Origin of the sequence: Faecalispora sporosphaeroides DSM 1294 (assembly GCA_000383295.1) — a bacterium.
Classification (GTDB): Bacteria; Bacillota; Clostridia; order Oscillospirales; family Acutalibacteraceae; genus Faecalispora; species Faecalispora sporosphaeroides.
This window is the reverse complement of record KB911068.1, coordinates 156079-172800: the sequence shown is the minus strand read 5'-3', so window position 1 is coordinate 172800 and position 16722 is coordinate 156079. Positions and strand designations below refer to the sequence as shown.

The window sequence follows — 16722 nt, the reverse complement described above, 5'->3', positions numbered from 1 at the left end:
CATCAGTACAAGTCAATGAAACGGCTCTCTGTCGTACCGTCCTCGTATTCGATGATGACCTCGATTCCGACCTGTGAGGAGTCTGAAAGTTTCTCCAAGTCCTCCGAGCCGATCTGCGCCGAGATCGTATAACTGTCACGGTTGGCGGGATACACAGTCTGCGACAGGCTCTTGGTCATGCCTGATACGCCCTCTGCCTTGAAGGATGCCGTCCCGGATGCACCGTTATCGCCATCAGCCACAAAGCCGGAACTCGTCCAATAGGCAAGCCCATCGTCAGCACGGGAGTTTCGCAGAAGGTTGAACGGCACCATTTCACGGATATCGTCATTGGATACCATGCTTGTGCCTTCCAAGGTGTCTGCTGCGTTGTCCCATTGACTTGCGGAACTGCCGAGGTTCTTCAGCGTGGTGGATAGTTCAAGTACCGTGTTCCACGGCTCCTGCAGGTTGTATTCCCGGCGAACGATTCTCGTTGTGACCGAAATACCCAGCTCCTTGTCCTCTACACGCACATAGTCCCCAAGTTCCCATGCTTCATGCTCGTAGCCCGTAAGGACGGATAAATCCATAGCGTTCAGCACATAGGAAATAGTCGGCTTGGCGTACTGTGCAAGGCGCATCTCCGCATACTCCTTCATCTGATACGGATTTGTGAAGGACGAGCAGTCCAGCGTGGAAATGCGTATCTCGTTCGTATAGGAAAAGTCCTCCACATAGGGCTTGCCACCGTTGATGTCGGAAAAAGTCAGCCCGTCTGCGCCTACGGCATAGAGTCTGGTCACAAGGCTGCGGGTATCGACCACCCTCTGTATGGACTTCATGTTCTTTCTATAGGCGAACAGCGCACCGCTGTCCTTGCCGCTCACGGTTAAGAGATGCACAAGCCTGTTGGCGCAGTCAAAGACCAGATCGCCGCCGTGCAGGTCTGCCACATTTCGGAGGATGGACAGAGCGTTTTTCTCGCTGCTTGTCCATGTCCTCTTGGTGCGCACGTTGACCGTGCCGACCGCCCATTCCGTGCCGGCAAGGGCATAAGCCATAGGCACTTCAGCAGTTTCAGCTTCAAAGCTGCGTTCCTCTTTTCTGACAGAGAAGGTAAGATCGTAAAACTCCGCCTCGGCATACACCTCTGTGATGGCGTTGCCTTCGGTATCTTTTGTATCCTTGACTGTGCGCACCTTGTAGATATCGTCCACGATCTGTATCTTTTTCTCGCTGTCGATATATGACCGCTTGCTATCCCGGTAAGGAATCTTGAAGGAAAGCGTATCCTCGCCGTTGATCTCGCCCGTTACGATGATGTCATAGGCATTTTCAAGCACCGCCTCCCACGCTCCGTTGCTGTCAAGAACAACGGGACGGGCATAGCCGATTTTCTCATAGGGAGAGCGAGGGATATCGTAAAGCCGTATATCCACGACCTTCGGTGTCAGGTTCGTCTCGGTCGTTGTGAGCGTCACCCGGAATCGGATGTACTCCCTGTTGGGAGACGCCAGTTTGCCGTCCGAAGGGACCGCCACCCAATCGCTCCATGTGATAAGATCATCACTTGTGGAAGTCTCCACCAGGGAAACAGCGGTCGTGCTTGAGACATACTCGCTCGTCACAGACACACGACCCGTGCCGGACAGGTTGCACTCTGCAGCCGCCGTGGTAAGGATACCTTCTGTGGGATAGACGCCACTCGAAGCACGGAGCGTGACCGTTCCAGGCTCGGTGATTCCGTCAACAGTTCCCGTGGTATCTCCTGCATTCGCCATAACAGCAGAGCGGAAATAATCCATAAGGTCATCAGCGGTAAGTTCCGAATCGCAGTCCAAAAACCAGTCGTCAAAGCCGCCTGCATACCAGTAGGAACTGTTCAGCATTCCCCAGATTAGGTCTGCCGTGCAGGAGCGGTTCAGTTCACCCGTGAAGGTCAGTGCGGAGGATTTCCACACCGTACCGCTGTCCTTATCGCCGACCACGTACCAGGCTTTTTTATTGTCCGGCTCGATCACCGCCGCGATGAAGTACCACTTGGCATTTTCAAGATTGAAGGACGGCGTGACCGAGGTATCCAATATCAGGGAGCCGGAGGAATTGTAGAGCATCAATCTCGGCTTTCCGCGGATGAGGGACAGATAAAAAATCGGCTGTCCCGTACCACCTCGGGTAGAGAGAATCGGCGTGTATGTGTTTCCCACGGAATAGGTGGTCGGTCGCATCCAGCCGCCCACGATGATCCGTTCCCCAAGATCGGAGAATATCGTGCCGTCATTCGTGACCTTCAGATAGGTCTGCTCCGAGGATGGATTGTTGATGTTCATGCGAAAATAGGAGCCGAACACACCGTCAGTCAGAGACGCGGTCGTTCCACTCCATTTGTTGATATATGCCTTCCTGCCGTTCCCGGAGGAATCAGTAAGGCAGGTGTCGGCATCGGGAGCATCCTCGTTGAAACGCCACAGACCGCCCTTTGCGTACTCCGCCGGGAACTCACCCGTGAAGTCCGTCTGTTTATTCAGTATCGTTTTTAAGGACATCCGCCGTCACCTCCATCTGCTCTTGGCTTCAATTTCAAGCCTTGTAAATGTGGCGTTGTTCGCCGCCACAGCGATTGTATTATTCCCGACAGAAAGCGTTGGGAAGTTCAGTTCTGAAAGATACGGCAGTCCGTTCCGCAGGACATTCCCGTTTGCGTCCTCCACCCAGGCGGTCATCATATCCGTATCGACCACCAGCGTTTCCGCTGCCGCAAGAGCAGCGTTCACCACTTTAAGCTGTGAACCGTTCGTGATAATGGTGATGTAGTTACTTACGCCGGAGGAGATCACGCCCTTGATGCGGTACACGGGATTGGACGCCACATTGCCTTTCGTCCTTCTGACCGTATGCGTTCCGGTGGAAGTAATGGAAAACTCCTCATCCTCCACAGCGTAGGCAAAGGGATCGGGACAGAAAAACTTCAAATCGAAGCTACCCGCCGAGCGAACGAGTAGCCTTTCGCAGTCCACCTTTTCGTAAAGCCGTGCCATGAAGTACCTGTCCGGCACATCATCGAAAACAAGCTGTTTCAGTCCGTCCGTGGGATCGAGCCAGAGCGATATATCGTCCAGTACCGAAACAAGAGATGCAAAGTTTCTCTTCGGAGCAATACTGCAGGAGACATTGATCTCTCTGTAGTCGAAATCCGCTCCGAAATCCGCCACACCGCTCTTGCCGGGAATGGACGCCGTATAGTTTCGCAGCCCTCCGCACACCTGCCAGGAGGTGAGCCGTGCCTTAAGCCCCATATCGGCAGATGCCGTATCGTTGTATGTAAAACCCATTCAGCGCACCTCCTTAAGCCGTTGAAAAGCGCCCCTGCGCACGGGAGCCAGTCTGTATCAGGTTATAAAGTTCCTGCGAAATCCTGCGGATATCGTCCTCGCTGCGGACGATCATCTGTCCGACCGAAACCAGCGCACCATAGGAATTGCCGCTACCCACGCCGGACATACCGCTTGCCACGGAGCGCACCGTAGCATCCGCGTCAAGGTTGAAATTGCTCGGAACGGCAGACTGCATATCATCCGCCAGTCCGTCCATTACATCCATGATGCCCTTGTTCAAATCCTGCGTGGCATTGATAGCGACCTTTGCCGAGTCATCGATACCTCCAGCAAGCCCCTGGGTAAGCATATCGCCGACCCACGCCATCTCCTTAGACGGTGAGGATATTCCGAAGAAGCCCTTGATCTTACTGAGCAGGTTCGAGCAGAAACCGCTGACCTTGCTCCACAGCCAGGAGGCCGCATCGCCGATGCCGTTCCAGATACCCTTGATAAGGTTCAGACCGATGGTTGCCATCTGGGACGCACCGCTTGCAAAGCCCTTCACGATGGCTGATATGATCTGCGGCACGGCTTTCACGATTGCCACGATGATCTGCGGCAGGTTCTTGATAAGAGCCACGAACAGCTGAACGCCCGCCATGATGATCTTGTCGATGTTTCCGATGAGCGCGTTCACGATGCTCGTGATTATCTGCGGTATCGCATTCACAATCGTGGTGATGATGGTCGGCAGATTCTGTATCAGAGCGACCAGCAGACGGACGCCCGCGTCAATCAGCTGCGGGATACTGCCGAGGATAGCGGTAAGGATACCGTCAATGATCTGCGGTATCGCCGCCACGATTGCCTGGATAATCTGTGGTAAAGCCGTAATCAGCGAAGTAAGAAGCTGAATCCCGGCATCGATGATCTGTGGAATAGCGCCCGCGATAAATTCCACGATGCTTGTAATGATTGCGGGCAGAGCTTCAATCAGCACAGGGATAGCGTCAAGGATGCCCTGTGCCAGTCCCATAATCAACTGAAGCGCCGCATCCAGTATCATTGGGAGGTTGTCAATCAAACCCTGCACGATGGTCACGATTGCCTGTACCGCCGCAGGAATGAGCGTAGGCAGTGCCTCGCCGATACCCTGCACGAGCGTAGCCACAAGTTGGACGGCCGCTTCGATAAGCAGAGGAAGATTCTCTATGATGGCATTCACAATCGTCATGACCGCCTCGACCGCTGCCGGAATCAGGCTCGGCAGGAGGTTTAGAAGTGTGGTCAAAACCTGGGAGAACAGTTCTGTCACCGTCTGAAGGAGCGTAGGGAGAAGCTCTGCCACGGCTTCAAGCAATGCGCCTGTTGCGGTGGGCAGTGCCGCCACGATGTTCTGGATGATAGGCGTGACATTCGCCACCACATCCTTGAACGAATCCACGACATTGTTGCAGAGCTGCTCCATATCCGCATCGGCATTGCCGAATCCGACCACGAGGTTCTGAAGAGCCGCCTGCATGGAATTTATGGAGCCGGAAATGGTGTGTTCCGCTTCCCGTGCGGTCGTGCCTGTGATATCCATACTCGTCTGTATCACATGGATGGCTTCGACCACATCCGCATAGGAGTCAATGTTGTATTCAATGCCGGAGATAGCCTGCGCATCGGCAAGCAGACGCTCCATTTCGGATTTCGTGCCGCCGTAGCCGAGTTTGAGGTTATCGAGCATCGTATAGTTCTGCTTGGCAAAGCCCTGGTAGGCGTTCTCAATGGACGCCATGTCGGTACCCATCTTATTGGCGTTGTCCGACATATCCGTGATGGCCATGTCAGCATATTCCACAGCCTTTTCCGTATCGCCGCCCAGGGAGGATATCAGGCTTGCAGAGAAGCTCGTGACGGTCTCCATGTAGTCGTTTGCCGACATACCCGCTGTCTTATAGGCGTTCGCCGCATACTGCTGGAGCTTCTGCGAGGAATCCTTGAAAAGGGTATCGACACCGCCGACAAGCTGTTCATAGTCCGCATAGGCGGATATGACTTCCTTGCCGAGTTTTATCGCGGCGGCACCTGCAGCAACAACGACTGCGCCCATTGCCGCACCGACAGTCTTTAAGACGGTACCGAGACCCTTGAACTTGCTCTCGGACTTTTCGGCTGCATCCCCAGCTTCATCAATTTCATCGCCCATATCGCCCGCGCTGTCGGTAACATCGTCCATCTCACGATCCATGTCCTCAAGCGCATCCTCGGCTCTGCCGTAGTTGGAGTTTGCTTCTTCCAGAGCGGCGTTGTTGTCGCTAAGTTCCCGCTCCATGTCGTTAAGGGCAGCCTCGGCGTTATTCAGCTGAATCTGCCAGCTCTGCGTCCTGCGGTCTGTCTCCCCGAAGGAATCTGACGCATTCTGGAGAGCGGAACGCAGCGTATCGATTTTCTGCCTCTGTGCTTCAATTTCCTTGTTCAGCACATTGTTCCGTGCGGACAGAGCCTGCACGGACTTGTCGTTCTTATCAAACTGCGAGGATACCAGCTTCATTTCCGAGCCGAGTACCTTGAACGACTGGTTGATGTCGGCGAGAGCCTTCTTAAATTCCTTCTCGCCTTCAACACCGATCTTCAGACCGAAATTATCAGCCATGCGTCTTTACCTCCTTCCCGTCAGATTCCATAGGGGATCACATCGTCAATCGTGAGATTCTGTTTCGGCTTTGAAATGCCGTTATACTGCTTATGGCATTCCCATAAATCCATAAACAGACCGAACGGCATCAGCCAGAACTCATCCTGCGTAAGATGAAGCTGACCGATGCCGTAATATAAAAGCCGGGTAAATAACTCTTCGTCACTTACCCGACCTGTGCGTTTTTTGAGTCTGTCTCGCTTTCGATATTGCGTTTCGTTCCTCTGTACATAGCCTCCATGATAGCGTCCTTGTAATCCGTCAGTTCCATCGGCGAGGTGAGAAGCTCAACCTCCTCCGTGGTCAGTTCCGGCTTTTTCTCATCGGGATGCTTTAAGTTGTGGACGAGGATGGTCTGGTTGCATAGTAGCGTGATGAGCCACACGATCTCATCGAGAGCCATCTCGAAGTTCTCAGACTTCATCAGCTTATCGCCCAGGTTCTCCAGCCCGCCGTAGCGTCCGGCGATTTCCTTCGTTGCCTTGGTGGTGAGGAGCATCTCATATTCCTGACCACCGATTTTTACAATTGCGCTTCTTTCATCCATTCTGCGTTACCTCCTTAACCCTCGCCCTCAAAGGTCGGTTCATAAACATTTGAGTACCAGCCTGTGATCGTTTCGGCGGTCACGCCCGTATCGTCCTCGGACACCTCCGCTTTCCAGGGATGGTTGCCCTTTGCGTCCACCTTGTTCCTGCGGTAAACCGTACCCTCGATGGTAGGCGTGGAGAACTCGATGCTCTCGCCCTTGGTGGTAAGGTTCGTTGCAGGGATGCCGAAAATGACGCGGTAGAGCCAGAAGTATCTGTACTTGCCGTTCGCTTTCTTTGCACGGAAACCAATAGCCACGGGATCGCCGCCGTCCTCGGATGCGGATACAAGCACGCCGTTATCGTCCACGGTCGCACCCGTAAGGTCTGCCGCCACGGAAAGACCGATGTTGTCCACGCCGAGGGAGAGCGTCCCGCTCTGGAACTCTTTCACGACCTCCGCCGCGCCGTCATCGGCGTAAAGAGTAGCCTCGGCAAGTTCCACGGACAGTTCCGCTGTCATTGCCTTGGCAAGGGACACGGGAGTCGCATAGGTCTCGTTGCCGTTTGCGTCCTCCGTGATCTTGGAATAGAAAAGTTTATCAAGACCGATTGTTGCCATAATGTTCAATCCTCCGTTTCATAAAGTTTCGCCACGTCAATGGCGTAGTGGTGGAAACCGGTATCGTCCTCGTGTCCGATGTACCGCCTTTCCGTGATAACAAAATCAGCGGCAAGGAGCGCCTTGCAGAGCCGCTTCTTCCGCTGCATATAATTGCCCCTGGAGAACAGGGAGAGCCTTGCCTCCTGTGTCTCGTATCCGGGAGCATCGTCCGCATGAAGCTCGTAGGTGTCCGCAAGCGGAGTCACCACCACATATTCATCCGGCGGCTCATCCGAGAATACTCCCGTCTCCACAGGAAGACCGCAGCCTGTGACCACGGTCTTTATTTCCGATAACAGGCTCATATGCCGTTCACCTCCGATTCCAGTTTTGCCTTCATCGCTTCAATGGCAGCGCTTTTGGACGAGGATTTCGCAGGCTTCAGGAACGGTTTTGCAGGCTGTCCGCTTTTGCCGTATTCGAGGATGGTAGCAATCTTGGCGTTGCTGTCACCGTCAGACCTCGGTTCGGCAAAGCCGACCTTCGCATTGAAATCGCCGTTCTTATCCTGCAGGGCAGGTGTGGTGCCAAGAGAAGACAAAAGCTCTCCCGTGGAACGGGATGGCAGTTTTGTTCCGCTGCCGATAACAGATGCCAGGTTGGAGCGCACCTTGCTTTCCACGACCTCCGCGCCTGCGTCCAGCACCTTTGGAATGATGGTGTCGGTCTTATCCGCAAGCCGTGATATCTTCATGAGGAACTCCTCCGGCATTTTCCATGTTGCTTTAGCCACTCTGTTTCACCTCCTCGACCAGCACCTCAAGGTACATACCTTTTCCGCGCACATCCTCCACGGAAGTGATCTCAAAGGTATGCCCGTTACAGAGGATTCGCATTTCCGTGGTGACCGTAACGCCTGGGATAACGCGGAAACGGAAAAGGTCGGTGGCAGTCGAGAACTGCGCCATGTTCGCCCATTTCTCGCTGCCGTGCCGACCTTCCCGGTAAGCCCGTACCTCTGCAACAGTCACATCCGATTCCGTCTTAAAGCCCTCATCGTCCGTGGTGTGCTGTTTTGCCACGATAGTGATGATGGTGTTCATTTTTCCGAAACTCATGGTCACACCTTCCAATCCCGGTCGAGCCGAAGGAGAAGGTTGACCGTGTTCCATACCTGCTGTGCGGAACTCACATGGTCGGAGAAGAAACCGCCCGTGGAGCCGTCCCGCGACTCATAGAAGTGGCTTGCCAGCATGATGACAGCCTGCTCCGTGGTCGCGGGCATTGCGTTCTCCGTGTAGTATCCTTCCGCGATATGCTGATAACTCTCCGCATAGGAAACGGCGGCAGTGATGTACTGCGAAAGCAGCTCATCATCCGCCGAATGCTCCAGTATCAGATTGGCTTTTACTTTCTCAAGCAGAGTATCCATCACCGCCGCCTCCTTTCCTTATCAAGAGCCGCTGGTAGCCTTCATCTTGAGGAGCTGGATGCCCTCCGGCAGGATGACCTTGCCGTCCACGCGCTCCGTAGCCACATAGCCGATCTGGCCGTTGGTAGCGTACAGTTCGTTCAGACGCTGAACGGTTCTGCCTGCGCGGTCACCGATCCAGTAGTTTTTGAAATCGCCGAATGCCACGGTCAGCGCCCCAGCCGCCACAGTCGGAACATACGGAGAGGTATAAAGTTCATACCCCAGGAGTCTGTCAGGCTCCCCGGCCTGAAGCGAAGGCTGCCAGAGATACGCATCGTTTTTGTCCTTCAACTTGCGGATAATGGATACCGTAGCATCGTTCATGAGGAACTTTGCGTTCCTGCGGTACGGAGACTTCAGCGCATACACGAGGCTGATAAGCTCATCCGCAGTGATGGCGTTGTTTGCCGCCGCAGTAACGCCGACCGTGCCGCCGTTCGCGGTAAAGATACCCGTAGGCTGATTGGTGCCGGTACCCACGCAGAACGCTTCCTCCTCGGCGATACCGAATGCTCTCGCAAACTCCTTCATGAGGTAGTCCTCGATATCGAAAGCGGAATCCTGGAGAAGCTCCACGCTCACGCGGGCAAGGTCGGTCAGCTTGAAAGCATCGATCTGCTTCTGACCGAAAGTAGGATTGCTCTCGGTATAAGCGGCGTTCTCCGCAGTCCACTGTGCGGTAGAGTGACCCGTGGCAACTGGAATCTTGCGCTCATGCTGCGTAGTGATGACCTTGGCGAGGGAACGGATCACGTTCTCCTCCTCAAGGGCAGTCACGATGTCGCGCTCGAAATCCTCCGGCACGAGGTAGCCGCCGTCAGCATCCACACCCTCGGAGAGGACGTTGTGGACGAGCACCTTGCCGCGAAGGTGGCGATCGAAGTCCTCCTTATAGGCATCGGACGCACGACCGACCTTGTCAGGCTTAAGGGACGCAGCCCTTTCGGGAGCCTCGGTGATCGGCTGGTTCACGGGCTTGTTCAGTTCTGCTTCGATAGCGTCCCTGCGCTCCATGCGCTTGATCTCGTTGGTGAGGCTGTCAAGGTCACGCTCCATCTTGGAGTAAGTGGCGTCATCCTCTGCGGAAAGGACGCCCATGTCGTTCCTGTGGGTATCGAGGAATCCCTCCATCGTGTTCCACAGCTTTGCTCTCTTGTTTCTCATCTCTGTAATAGTCATGATAAAAATCCTCCTTGCTTAAAGCAGTTTTTTGTAAAGAGACGCCCTCAGTTCATCGACCGGGCGTCCTTCGGGTTTCTTTTCCGGCTTGCGAGGTGCCTTGCCGGAAATCTTGTTAATGAGGGAGCGTTCCACCGCAGATGCGGAAAACTCGTAGCCCTCGGTGTCGGCTGCGGACTCACGCTTGCCATCCGTTAAAATGCCGTCAGCAAATCCAAGTTCAATGGCTTTCTTTGCGTTCATCCAGGTGGTATCGTCCATCATGTGGGAAAGCTGCGTGTGCGACAGCCCCGTCTTGATCTCATAGGCGTTGATGATGCTTTCCTTGACCTCGGAAAGCATATCGATTGCCTTTTCCATATCAACATGATCGCCGAACGCCATCGTTGCCGGGTTATGGATCATCATCAGAGCGGTAGGAGCCATCAGCACCTTCGTACCCGCCATAGCGACCACCGATGCCGCAGACGCAGCGATACCGTCAATCTTGACGGTCACATCGCCCTTGTAGTCCATCAGCATGGTGTAAATCTGACTGGCTGCGATGCAGTCCCCGCCGGGCGAGTTGATCCAGATGGTGATGGGACCGCTGCCCGCGAAAAGTTCCTCCTTGAACATTGCCGGCGTGATATCGTCATCGAACCAGCTTTCCTCGGCAATCGTGCCGTACAGTTCAAGAACTCTCTCTGCGGACGGCTCTTCGTCCGTCTGATTTTTCCAATTCCAGAACTTCCTGTCCTTCATCGGATTCGTCCTCCTTTCCGTTGTTGTCTGTATCTGCAAAAGCGCCCGCCTGTGACAGCGGGAGCATATTGCCGTTTATGAGGTAGAGATCGCCGCCGTCCTCTGTAGAAATGCGGTCGAGGTTCTCCAGTTCCCGGATATCATTTGCGCTCATCCATCCGTTCTGCCTTGCCGTAGCATAGCCGTTCATTCGGCTGGCGTAGTCTCCTCGGAGCAGACCTTCTACATTAAATTTCACGAAGTAGGTCTTTTTCTCATCAGGAGCAAGGAGCGTCCTCTGTATCGACTGCTCCCATCTGATTACCCAGGGATCGAGCGTGTACTTCACGAACTCAAGGCTCTGCTGCTCAATGTTGGAGAAGCTGCTCTTTTCCAGATCGCCCACCATGTGCGGAGGCACACGGAATATCCTCGCTATCTCGTTTATCTGGAACTTGCGCGTTTCGAGGAACTGCGCCTGCTCCGGCGATATGGAAATAGGCGTGTATTTCATGCCTTCTTCCAGCACCGCTATCTTGTTGCTGTTCGCCGAGCCGCCGAAGGTCTGTTGCCAGCTTTCTCTCACCTTGCTTGGGTCCTTGATCGTTCCCGGATGCTCCAACACACCGCTCGGAGCAGCGCCGTTTGCGAAGAACTTGCTACCGTATTCCTCGGTTGCTATCGCAAGCCCTATGGCGTTCTTTGCCATCGCAATCGGCGAGTAACCCACAAGCCCGTCAAAACCGAGTCCCGGAATATGCAGCACATCGGACGGTCGAAGGATTACCGAATCGCCCTTCATGGTGTGCGCTTCATCGGACGAACGCTGGTACTGGTAATAAAGCTGTCCGTTCACATCGCGGTTGACGGTCATCTTGTTTGGCATCAGTGGATACAGTGCCACGATCTGTCCTTTACCGTTGCGGATGATCTGCGCATAGGCGTTTCCCCATAACAAAAGATGAGTCATCAGCGTTTCTCTGAACACGAATGAACTCATCTCCGGATTCGGCTCGTCATGGAGCAGAAGGTATAACGGATGGTCGATGGCTTTCTCCTTGCCGCCGTCCTCCTTGTAGCGGTACATATGAAGCGGCAGTCCTGCGATGGCTTCCGATAGGATACGCACACAGGCGTACACCGCTGTCATCTGCATCGCGCTCCGCTCGGTCACCAGTTTGCCGGAGGAAGAACCGCCCAGGTAGAAGGCATAACTGCTGCCCGGCGTCCTGTTCTCAGGCTTGTCCATCGATTTGAACAGTCCCGAAAAAATACTCATTTCTCATCACGCTCCTTCCTCAAAAAACCAGAAGCCCTCTGGTATCGTATACGCTTTCGCCCGTGTCGTTCCCGCAACGGATGGCACGGTCAAGCCCCATGATGGTCGCAATCGCACCATCGATCTTTTCTGTAGATTTCTCCTTGTCCGCCTTGATGTTCCCGGCGGGGTCCGTGCGGATATAGATGTTGTCCATCATCCAGCGCAGGACGGGATGCCCGCCGTGTGCGATTTTCTCCTCCAAGGTCAGTTTCATCAGTTCCTTGGTCGGTGGGGACATATCCTTGAAGCCCTGTCCGAAGGGAACGACCGTAAATCCCATTCCCTCAAGGTTCTGCACCATCTGCACGGCTCCCCAGCGGTCAAAGGCAATCTCACGGATGTTGAACCGCTCTCCGAGCCGTTCGATAAACTTCTCTATATATCCGTAATGAACCACGTTTCCCTCCGTGGTCATGAGCAAACCCTGACGCTCCCACAGGTCATAGGGAACATGATCTCTTTTCACACGAAGATCGAGTGTCTCTTCCGGCACCCAAAAATAAGGAAGGATACTGTATTTGTCCTCCTCGTCCTGCGGCGGGAACACCAGCACGAACGCCGTGATGTCCGTGGTGCTTGAAAGATCAAGCCCACCATAACAGATACGGCCTTCCAGATCGTCCTCGGAAACGGGGAACGCGCAGGCATCCCATTTGTCCATTGGCATCCATCTGACCGACTGTTTCACCCATTGATTCAGACGCAGTTGCCGGAAGGCGTTCTCCTCGCCGGGATTCTGCTGTGCGGAATCACACGCCGCCTTGACCTTGTCAATGCCGACCGTGATACCGAGGGAAGGATTGGCTTTCTTCCAGACCTCCGGGTCCGTCCAGTCCTCATCCTCCGCCGCTCCGTATATAACGGAATAGAATGTCGGGTCAATCTTCCGTCCCGCCTGTATATCCAGTGCTTTCTGATGCACCTCGTAGCAGATGGAATTCGTATCATTGCCCGCCGTGGTGATCAGGAAGTAAAGCGGCTGCATCCTCGCATCGCCGGAGCCTTGTAGCATGACGTCAAACAGCTTTCTATTCGGCTGGGTATGCAGCTCATCGAAGATAACGCCGTGCGTGTTGAAACCGTGCTTGTTCGCTACGTCCGCCGAAAGCACCTGATAGGATGAATTTGTCGGCTTATACACGAGCTTCTTCTGCGATTCCAGTATCTTCACGCGCTTGGCAAGAGCCGGGCAGAAACGCACCATGTCCACGGCAACATCGAACACGATCTTTGCCTGGTTTCGGTCTGCGGCGCATCCATACACCTCGGCGCGTTCTTCGCCGTCACCGCAGAGGAGCAGGAGCGCCACTGCCGCAGCAAGTTCGCTCTTGCCTTGCTTTTTCGGTATCTCGATATACGCCGTGTTGAACTGACGGTAGCCGTTCGGTTTCAGAATCCCGAAAATGTCCCGTATGATCTGCTCCTGCCAATCGATCAGTTCGAAGGGCTTACCAGCCCATGTTCCTTTGGTATGGCAGAGCGACTCGATGAACATGACGGCATAGTCGGCGGCTTCCTTATCGTAGTGAGATGTCTTAGCCATGAACTCGGTGGGCTTGTATTTCTTCAGTTTTCGCACTCTCACCACCTCCCAAATGGCATAAAAAATAGCCGCATCTCTGCGACCTTCCAAAATGTATCTGTACGAGAGACAGAGCCTTTCGGCTCGTCCCTTTGGTTATTCTTTTCGCTGTGTTTTACTGCTGCATTGCCCAGGCGATCGCGTGGCCGTCATCTTCGAACTCGACCTCGCTTGCCGCCCTCAGTCCAATCGTCCCTTCGCAGGTATGGTCATCGTCAAGGAACTCGTAGGTTGCGCCGAAGTAGCAGGGCTTGTTCTGCCCGTTGTAGTAGTATCCCGCGATGACCACCTTGTCTCCGAAGGTCAGCAGCTTGCTCCATCGGCATTCCAAATCCTCCGGCGTGGTGGGATTCGGCAGTCTGTATTTTCTCATTGCATCGTTGATCGTCATTTTCGTGTCCTCCGTTTGCTTTGTTTTCCCTTTCGGTATGTACATATATCACTCTGAACCACATTATTATCAAGTCATTTTCGAGAAATATATGTACCAGATATCCGCTGCAGGAATTGTGTATTTTACTCCTGTGTGTGACGGTGGATCGTCTCGATGATTTTCTCCTGCTCCTCGGCATCCACGCCGATGGACTGGAGTGCCTGCCTCGTTCCGCAGTCCGGGCAGATGAGCGTTTTGTTGTCCGTCCTCGATAGAGCCGGAACACCGTGGTAGGTCTTTCCGCACAGCGGGCAGACCGCCATCCTTATCACGTTATCCTTCATAGCCGCATACCTCCCTGCATTTATCATAAGCATCGAGCAGAATGTTCTTGTCAAAATAAAAGGTATCGTACCCCTCAAGGCAAGTCCTCATATAGAAATTGCTCGGTACTCCAATCGGCCTGTCCTCATGCATGATGTATGCGAATGCCGTCACCGACCTGCGCTTTCCCGTGCGGATGCCCTTGTACTTCAGCTTGATGTCCTTTTTGTAGTAGAAGGTGGGGAATCCCTCGTAGCGGTCAAGAGCCGCCTCATCCGAATCCGTGACTTCCCAGATCACTACGGGAACCGTGCCGCTTTCGCATTCCTCAATCGTGAGGTAGGAGCCTGTCTTGCTTCCTTTAAAAAGCAGCTCCCAGCCCGTGAGGTTCGCCGTTCCGAGGATTGTGGCGCGTGGACAACGCATCCGCATCTGCGGAACATTGAGGTTGCTGCCGTAAGCGATGTAGTATCTCTTTGCCATAGTCTTTACCGTCCTTTCCGAAGGAAATGTCCTTCTACCACCTTAAGCCCGCCGTGGCGGGTTAAGATGTGCCTCTGGGCTGCGTCCTTCAAGCGGCGGCTCTGCCGTGTCTGAATGCCGTATCCCCGGAAAGGTTGCGGGTAAGGAAGTCCCTCGCCGTTGCGAATTCCTCTCCAATGAATCCGAGGCGGAGGAGCCAAGTCCTCATGGCGTATTTCGGATTCTCGTTCTGCTGCGGTTTCGGGCTTGCCGTTCTCACGTCCTTTGCCATCTGGCTGAGTGCGAGGCAAAGCTGAATGTAGCTTTTCAACTGCCCTGCATGGATGCCGCCCTTGCGCTCCGCTGTCGGCTCATCGAACTGGAAAAGCCTGAACTCGATGGTGCCCTTCGTGAAGGTAGCATGGTAGTTAAGCATATGGTAGCGGCTGTCGTTGTAGTGTTGGCTTCTGCCGTAGTCGGCGTTCTGTGAGCCGTACCAAATGTCTGCAAGCGCCGCCATCGTCTTTGGCTTCCGTGCATTGACCTTCTTAAGGAAGTTCGGGTCCACCGTGCGGCAGTATCTGTCCATGCGGTATCGGTCGAGCTTCAAAGCCTCGGCGATCAGGCTCTCATGGCTTGCCATGATGTTGGCGAGGTTGCGGAGCGTCTGCGGCGTGTGGCCGTTCGCTCCGATGTGGATGTGGACTCCGCATCCCCGGCCTGCATCGCTCTTTGCTCCTGCGTGGCGAAGCTGTCTGCAAAGTTCCTGCAAGGTTTCAATATCGCTGTAGGTAAGAATCGGCGTGACCAGTTCACATTTTTCATCGTCCGGTCCGCTGATGGAAACGTCCCTCTGGAATTTCCACTCGCGTCCTTCGCCGTCCCAAGCCGACCAGGTGTAGTACCCGTTGCGGCTTGCCGTGTTCTCGTACCTGCCTGTTCCGAAGAAGTCGGCGGCAATCTTCGCAGCCTTGCTCCTCTTGATGCTGTTCATCTCGACCTCGACCCCGATGGTCTGGTTCTTCATCTCGGTAATCTGTCTCTCTGTCCTTGCGTTCATGGTGTGTGCCTCCTTGAAAATCCTTTGTTTTCCGCGGGGTTCGTTCCCTTCGGTGTGTCTATATATCACTCTGAAGCACACTTATATCAAGTTAATTCTCGCCATAATGTACACGAATATCAGCCTTATATTTCGGCTTGAATTGTGTAGATCAGCCCGTGATTTTTCGGACGATATCCTTGCCATAAACCACGTTCAGACCGCTGCCTGTGTCCCACCGCATGAGGAGTGAGCCGGTATCGTCCACGCCGAGAACGGTTCCTTTCGTTCCGGCAGGCGGAGCCTGCGCATCGTCCATCTGCACAAGCTCTACTCGTGTGCCTGCAGGGTACTCCATACGGATGCGGTCGACCGTTTCCTTATTCGGAAATCTCATGCTCGGCACCTCCGTTTTTGAAAGCCGATGAGCCTGTGAGGTTCTTCAGCAGGATTTTTCGCTCGACCTTGTACTCCGCGCCGATGAAGCCCAGCCGCAGGAGGAAGCAGCGGAATGCATACTTCTCGTTGTCTACTTCCTTTTCCGTGGCGGTCACCCGCTTGGCGTTCCTTGCCATCTCGCAGAGTGCGGAGACAAGGTGCATATAGGCTTTTGCGGAATCACCGTCCATCTGCGTGAACCAGGGGAAGGATACCTTCTCGTCCGTCACCTCAATAGGAAGGCTGTCCGCGCCGAGCGCCTTTTTCATAAGCGCCGCTTTGGAATTCACGATCCTCTGCAGGTTCTCAATGGCTGCATCCGAAAGGCTGTCCCTCGGAACCGCCACCGTAAGCCCGTCTATGGCCTCCTGTGCCGCATTTTCCTCAGTCTCGGATACTTCCTGGACCTCAGAATCCGCGCCGTCCTGCGGCTCACATTCAAAGCCTGCGGCGGCGATGGCTTCAAGCACCTGCTCGACCTCCTCGCTGTCGGCGCGGTCATCGAAGAGGAGCGTCCCGTCCTTGGTGACCGTGAAGTAGTCGATCTCGTAGTTGCAGGTCGGCATGAATTTGTATTCTGCCTTTGCTCCCGTGGTGTCGGCGATGACCTTTACCAGTTCCTTGCGCCTTGCGCCTGTTACGTTGTACTTTACTTGCATTGTGTTTACCTCCGTTTTCGCTTGTTTTCTGT

19 protein-coding genes are annotated in these 16722 nt (G+C 54.3%); all 19 read right to left on the bottom strand.

Going from position 1 to position 16722, the window contains the following annotated elements:
• Positions 1 to 2: 2 nt before the first annotated feature.
• The 19 genes from G340_RS0107065 to G340_RS0106970 all read right to left on the bottom strand — a co-directional run bounded on the left by G340_RS0107065 (position 3) and on the right by G340_RS0106970 (position 16690).
• Complete coding sequence (locus G340_RS0107065; protein WP_020072957.1) at positions 3 to 2528, bottom strand: phage tail spike protein; 2526 nt, start codon at positions 2526 to 2528, stop codon at positions 3 to 5.
• A 6-nt stretch (positions 2529 to 2534) separates the two neighbouring features.
• On the bottom strand, positions 2535 to 3314 hold the full coding sequence (locus G340_RS0107060) for a distal tail protein Dit (RefSeq protein WP_020072956.1): 780 nt from the start codon (positions 3312 to 3314) through the stop codon (positions 2535 to 2537).
• A gap of 13 nt (positions 3315 to 3327) precedes the next feature.
• Positions 3328 to 5940, bottom strand: coding sequence for a phage tail protein (locus G340_RS0107055; RefSeq protein WP_020072955.1), 2613 nt, complete (start codon positions 5938 to 5940; stop codon positions 3328 to 3330).
• 208 nt (positions 5941 to 6148) lie between these two features.
• Complete coding sequence (locus G340_RS0107045) at positions 6149 to 6529, bottom strand: hypothetical protein (RefSeq protein ID WP_020072953.1); 381 nt, start codon at positions 6527 to 6529, stop codon at positions 6149 to 6151.
• 14 nt (positions 6530 to 6543) lie between these two features.
• Positions 6544 to 7134 (bottom strand): major tail protein, encoded by a 591-nt coding sequence (locus G340_RS0107040; protein WP_020072952.1) that lies wholly within the window; start codon positions 7132 to 7134, stop codon positions 6544 to 6546.
• A 5-nt stretch (positions 7135 to 7139) separates the two neighbouring features.
• Positions 7140 to 7481 carry a hypothetical protein gene (locus tag G340_RS0107035; protein WP_020072951.1) on the bottom strand — a complete coding sequence of 114 codons (342 nt, stop codon included), beginning with the start codon at positions 7479 to 7481 and terminating at the stop codon, positions 7140 to 7142.
• Positions 7478 to 7909, bottom strand: a complete 432-nt coding sequence (locus G340_RS0107030) for an HK97-gp10 family putative phage morphogenesis protein (RefSeq protein WP_027103900.1) — start codon at positions 7907 to 7909, stop codon at positions 7478 to 7480. Before G340_RS0107030 ends, G340_RS0107035 begins: the two co-directional genes overlap by 4 nt.
• The gene (locus G340_RS0107025) at positions 7902 to 8234 is read right to left on the bottom strand and encodes a phage head closure protein (protein ID WP_020072949.1); all 333 of its coding nucleotides are present in this window, start codon (positions 8232 to 8234) and stop codon (positions 7902 to 7904) included. Before G340_RS0107025 ends, G340_RS0107030 begins: the two co-directional genes overlap by 8 nt.
• Before the next feature lie 2 nt (positions 8235 to 8236).
• The gene (locus tag G340_RS0107020) at positions 8237 to 8548 is read right to left on the bottom strand and encodes a head-tail connector protein (protein ID WP_020072948.1); all 312 of its coding nucleotides are present in this window, start codon (positions 8546 to 8548) and stop codon (positions 8237 to 8239) included.
• Between the two features lie 21 nt (positions 8549 to 8569).
• Positions 8570 to 9772: a phage major capsid protein gene (locus tag G340_RS0107015; RefSeq protein ID WP_154653124.1), complete on the bottom strand. Its 1203-nt coding sequence runs from the start codon at positions 9770 to 9772 to the stop codon at positions 8570 to 8572.
• Between the two features lie 15 nt (positions 9773 to 9787).
• Positions 9788 to 10513, bottom strand: coding sequence for a head maturation protease, ClpP-related (locus tag G340_RS0107010; RefSeq protein WP_020072946.1), 726 nt, complete (start codon positions 10511 to 10513; stop codon positions 9788 to 9790).
• Complete coding sequence (locus G340_RS0107005; RefSeq protein ID WP_020072945.1) at positions 10443 to 11771, bottom strand: phage portal protein; 1329 nt, start codon at positions 11769 to 11771, stop codon at positions 10443 to 10445. Before G340_RS0107005 ends, G340_RS0107010 begins: the two co-directional genes overlap by 71 nt.
• A gap of 19 nt (positions 11772 to 11790) precedes the next feature.
• Entirely contained in the window at positions 11791 to 13392 is a 1602-nt protein-coding gene (locus G340_RS0107000; RefSeq protein WP_020072944.1) for a terminase large subunit, read from the bottom strand.
• 118 nt (positions 13393 to 13510) lie between these two features.
• The gene (locus tag G340_RS0106995) at positions 13511 to 13786 is read right to left on the bottom strand and encodes an Nmad4 family putative nucleotide modification protein (RefSeq protein ID WP_020072943.1); all 276 of its coding nucleotides are present in this window, start codon (positions 13784 to 13786) and stop codon (positions 13511 to 13513) included.
• Between the two features lie 125 nt (positions 13787 to 13911).
• Positions 13912 to 14112 (bottom strand): hypothetical protein, encoded by a 201-nt coding sequence (locus G340_RS0106990; RefSeq protein ID WP_020072942.1) that lies wholly within the window; start codon positions 14110 to 14112, stop codon positions 13912 to 13914.
• The gene (locus tag G340_RS0106985; RefSeq protein ID WP_020072941.1) at positions 14102 to 14575 is read right to left on the bottom strand and encodes a gamma-glutamylcyclotransferase family protein; all 474 of its coding nucleotides are present in this window, start codon (positions 14573 to 14575) and stop codon (positions 14102 to 14104) included. The genes G340_RS0106990 and G340_RS0106985 overlap by 11 nt, the downstream gene beginning before the upstream one ends.
• A gap of 88 nt (positions 14576 to 14663) precedes the next feature.
• Positions 14664 to 15614: an amidoligase family protein gene (locus G340_RS0106980; RefSeq protein WP_020072940.1), complete on the bottom strand. Its 951-nt coding sequence runs from the start codon at positions 15612 to 15614 to the stop codon at positions 14664 to 14666.
• Positions 15615 to 15765: 151 nt separating this feature from the next.
• Positions 15766 to 15990 carry a DUF4314 domain-containing protein gene (locus tag G340_RS0106975; protein WP_020072939.1) on the bottom strand — a complete coding sequence of 75 codons (225 nt, stop codon included), beginning with the start codon at positions 15988 to 15990 and terminating at the stop codon, positions 15766 to 15768.
• Positions 15974 to 16690, bottom strand: coding sequence for a hypothetical protein (locus tag G340_RS0106970; RefSeq protein ID WP_020072938.1), 717 nt, complete (start codon positions 16688 to 16690; stop codon positions 15974 to 15976). Before G340_RS0106970 ends, G340_RS0106975 begins: the two co-directional genes overlap by 17 nt.
• Between the last annotated feature and the right edge of the window lie 32 nt (positions 16691 to 16722).

Coding starts and splice junctions, on each gene's coding strand:
- G340_RS0106990 (WP_020072942.1), bottom strand. CDS start 14,112: ATGAAGGATAACGTGATAAGGATGGCGGTCTGCCCGCTGTGCGGAAAG.
- G340_RS0107025 (WP_020072949.1), bottom strand. CDS start 8,234: ATGAGTTTCGGAAAAATGAACACCATCATCACTATCGTGGCAAAACAG.
- G340_RS0107055 (WP_020072955.1), bottom strand. CDS start 5,940: ATGGCTGATAATTTCGGTCTGAAGATCGGTGTTGAAGGCGAGAAGGAA.
- G340_RS0107040 (WP_020072952.1), bottom strand. CDS start 7,134: ATGGCAACAATCGGTCTTGATAAACTTTTCTATTCCAAGATCACGGAG.
- G340_RS0107045 (WP_020072953.1), bottom strand. CDS start 6,529: ATGGATGAAAGAAGCGCAATTGTAAAAATCGGTGGTCAGGAATATGAG.
- G340_RS0107065 (WP_020072957.1), bottom strand. CDS start 2,528: ATGTCCTTAAAAACGATACTGAATAAACAGACGGACTTCACGGGTGAG.
- G340_RS0106985 (WP_020072941.1), bottom strand. CDS start 14,575: ATGGCAAAGAGATACTACATCGCTTACGGCAGCAACCTCAATGTTCCG.
- G340_RS0107005 (WP_020072945.1), bottom strand. CDS start 11,771: ATGAGTATTTTTTCGGGACTGTTCAAATCGATGGACAAGCCTGAGAAC.
- G340_RS0107010 (WP_020072946.1), bottom strand. CDS start 10,513: ATGAAGGACAGGAAGTTCTGGAATTGGAAAAATCAGACGGACGAAGAG.
- G340_RS0107020 (WP_020072948.1), bottom strand. CDS start 8,548: ATGGATACTCTGCTTGAGAAAGTAAAAGCCAATCTGATACTGGAGCAT.
- G340_RS0106995 (WP_020072943.1), bottom strand. CDS start 13,786: ATGACGATCAACGATGCAATGAGAAAATACAGACTGCCGAATCCCACC.
- G340_RS0107060 (WP_020072956.1), bottom strand. CDS start 3,314: ATGGGTTTTACATACAACGATACGGCATCTGCCGATATGGGGCTTAAG.
- G340_RS0106980 (WP_020072940.1), bottom strand. CDS start 15,614: ATGAACGCAAGGACAGAGAGACAGATTACCGAGATGAAGAACCAGACC.
- G340_RS0106970 (WP_020072938.1), bottom strand. CDS start 16,690: ATGCAAGTAAAGTACAACGTAACAGGCGCAAGGCGCAAGGAACTGGTA.
- G340_RS0106975 (WP_020072939.1), bottom strand. CDS start 15,990: ATGAGATTTCCGAATAAGGAAACGGTCGACCGCATCCGTATGGAGTAC.
- G340_RS0107035 (WP_020072951.1), bottom strand. CDS start 7,481: ATGAGCCTGTTATCGGAAATAAAGACCGTGGTCACAGGCTGCGGTCTT.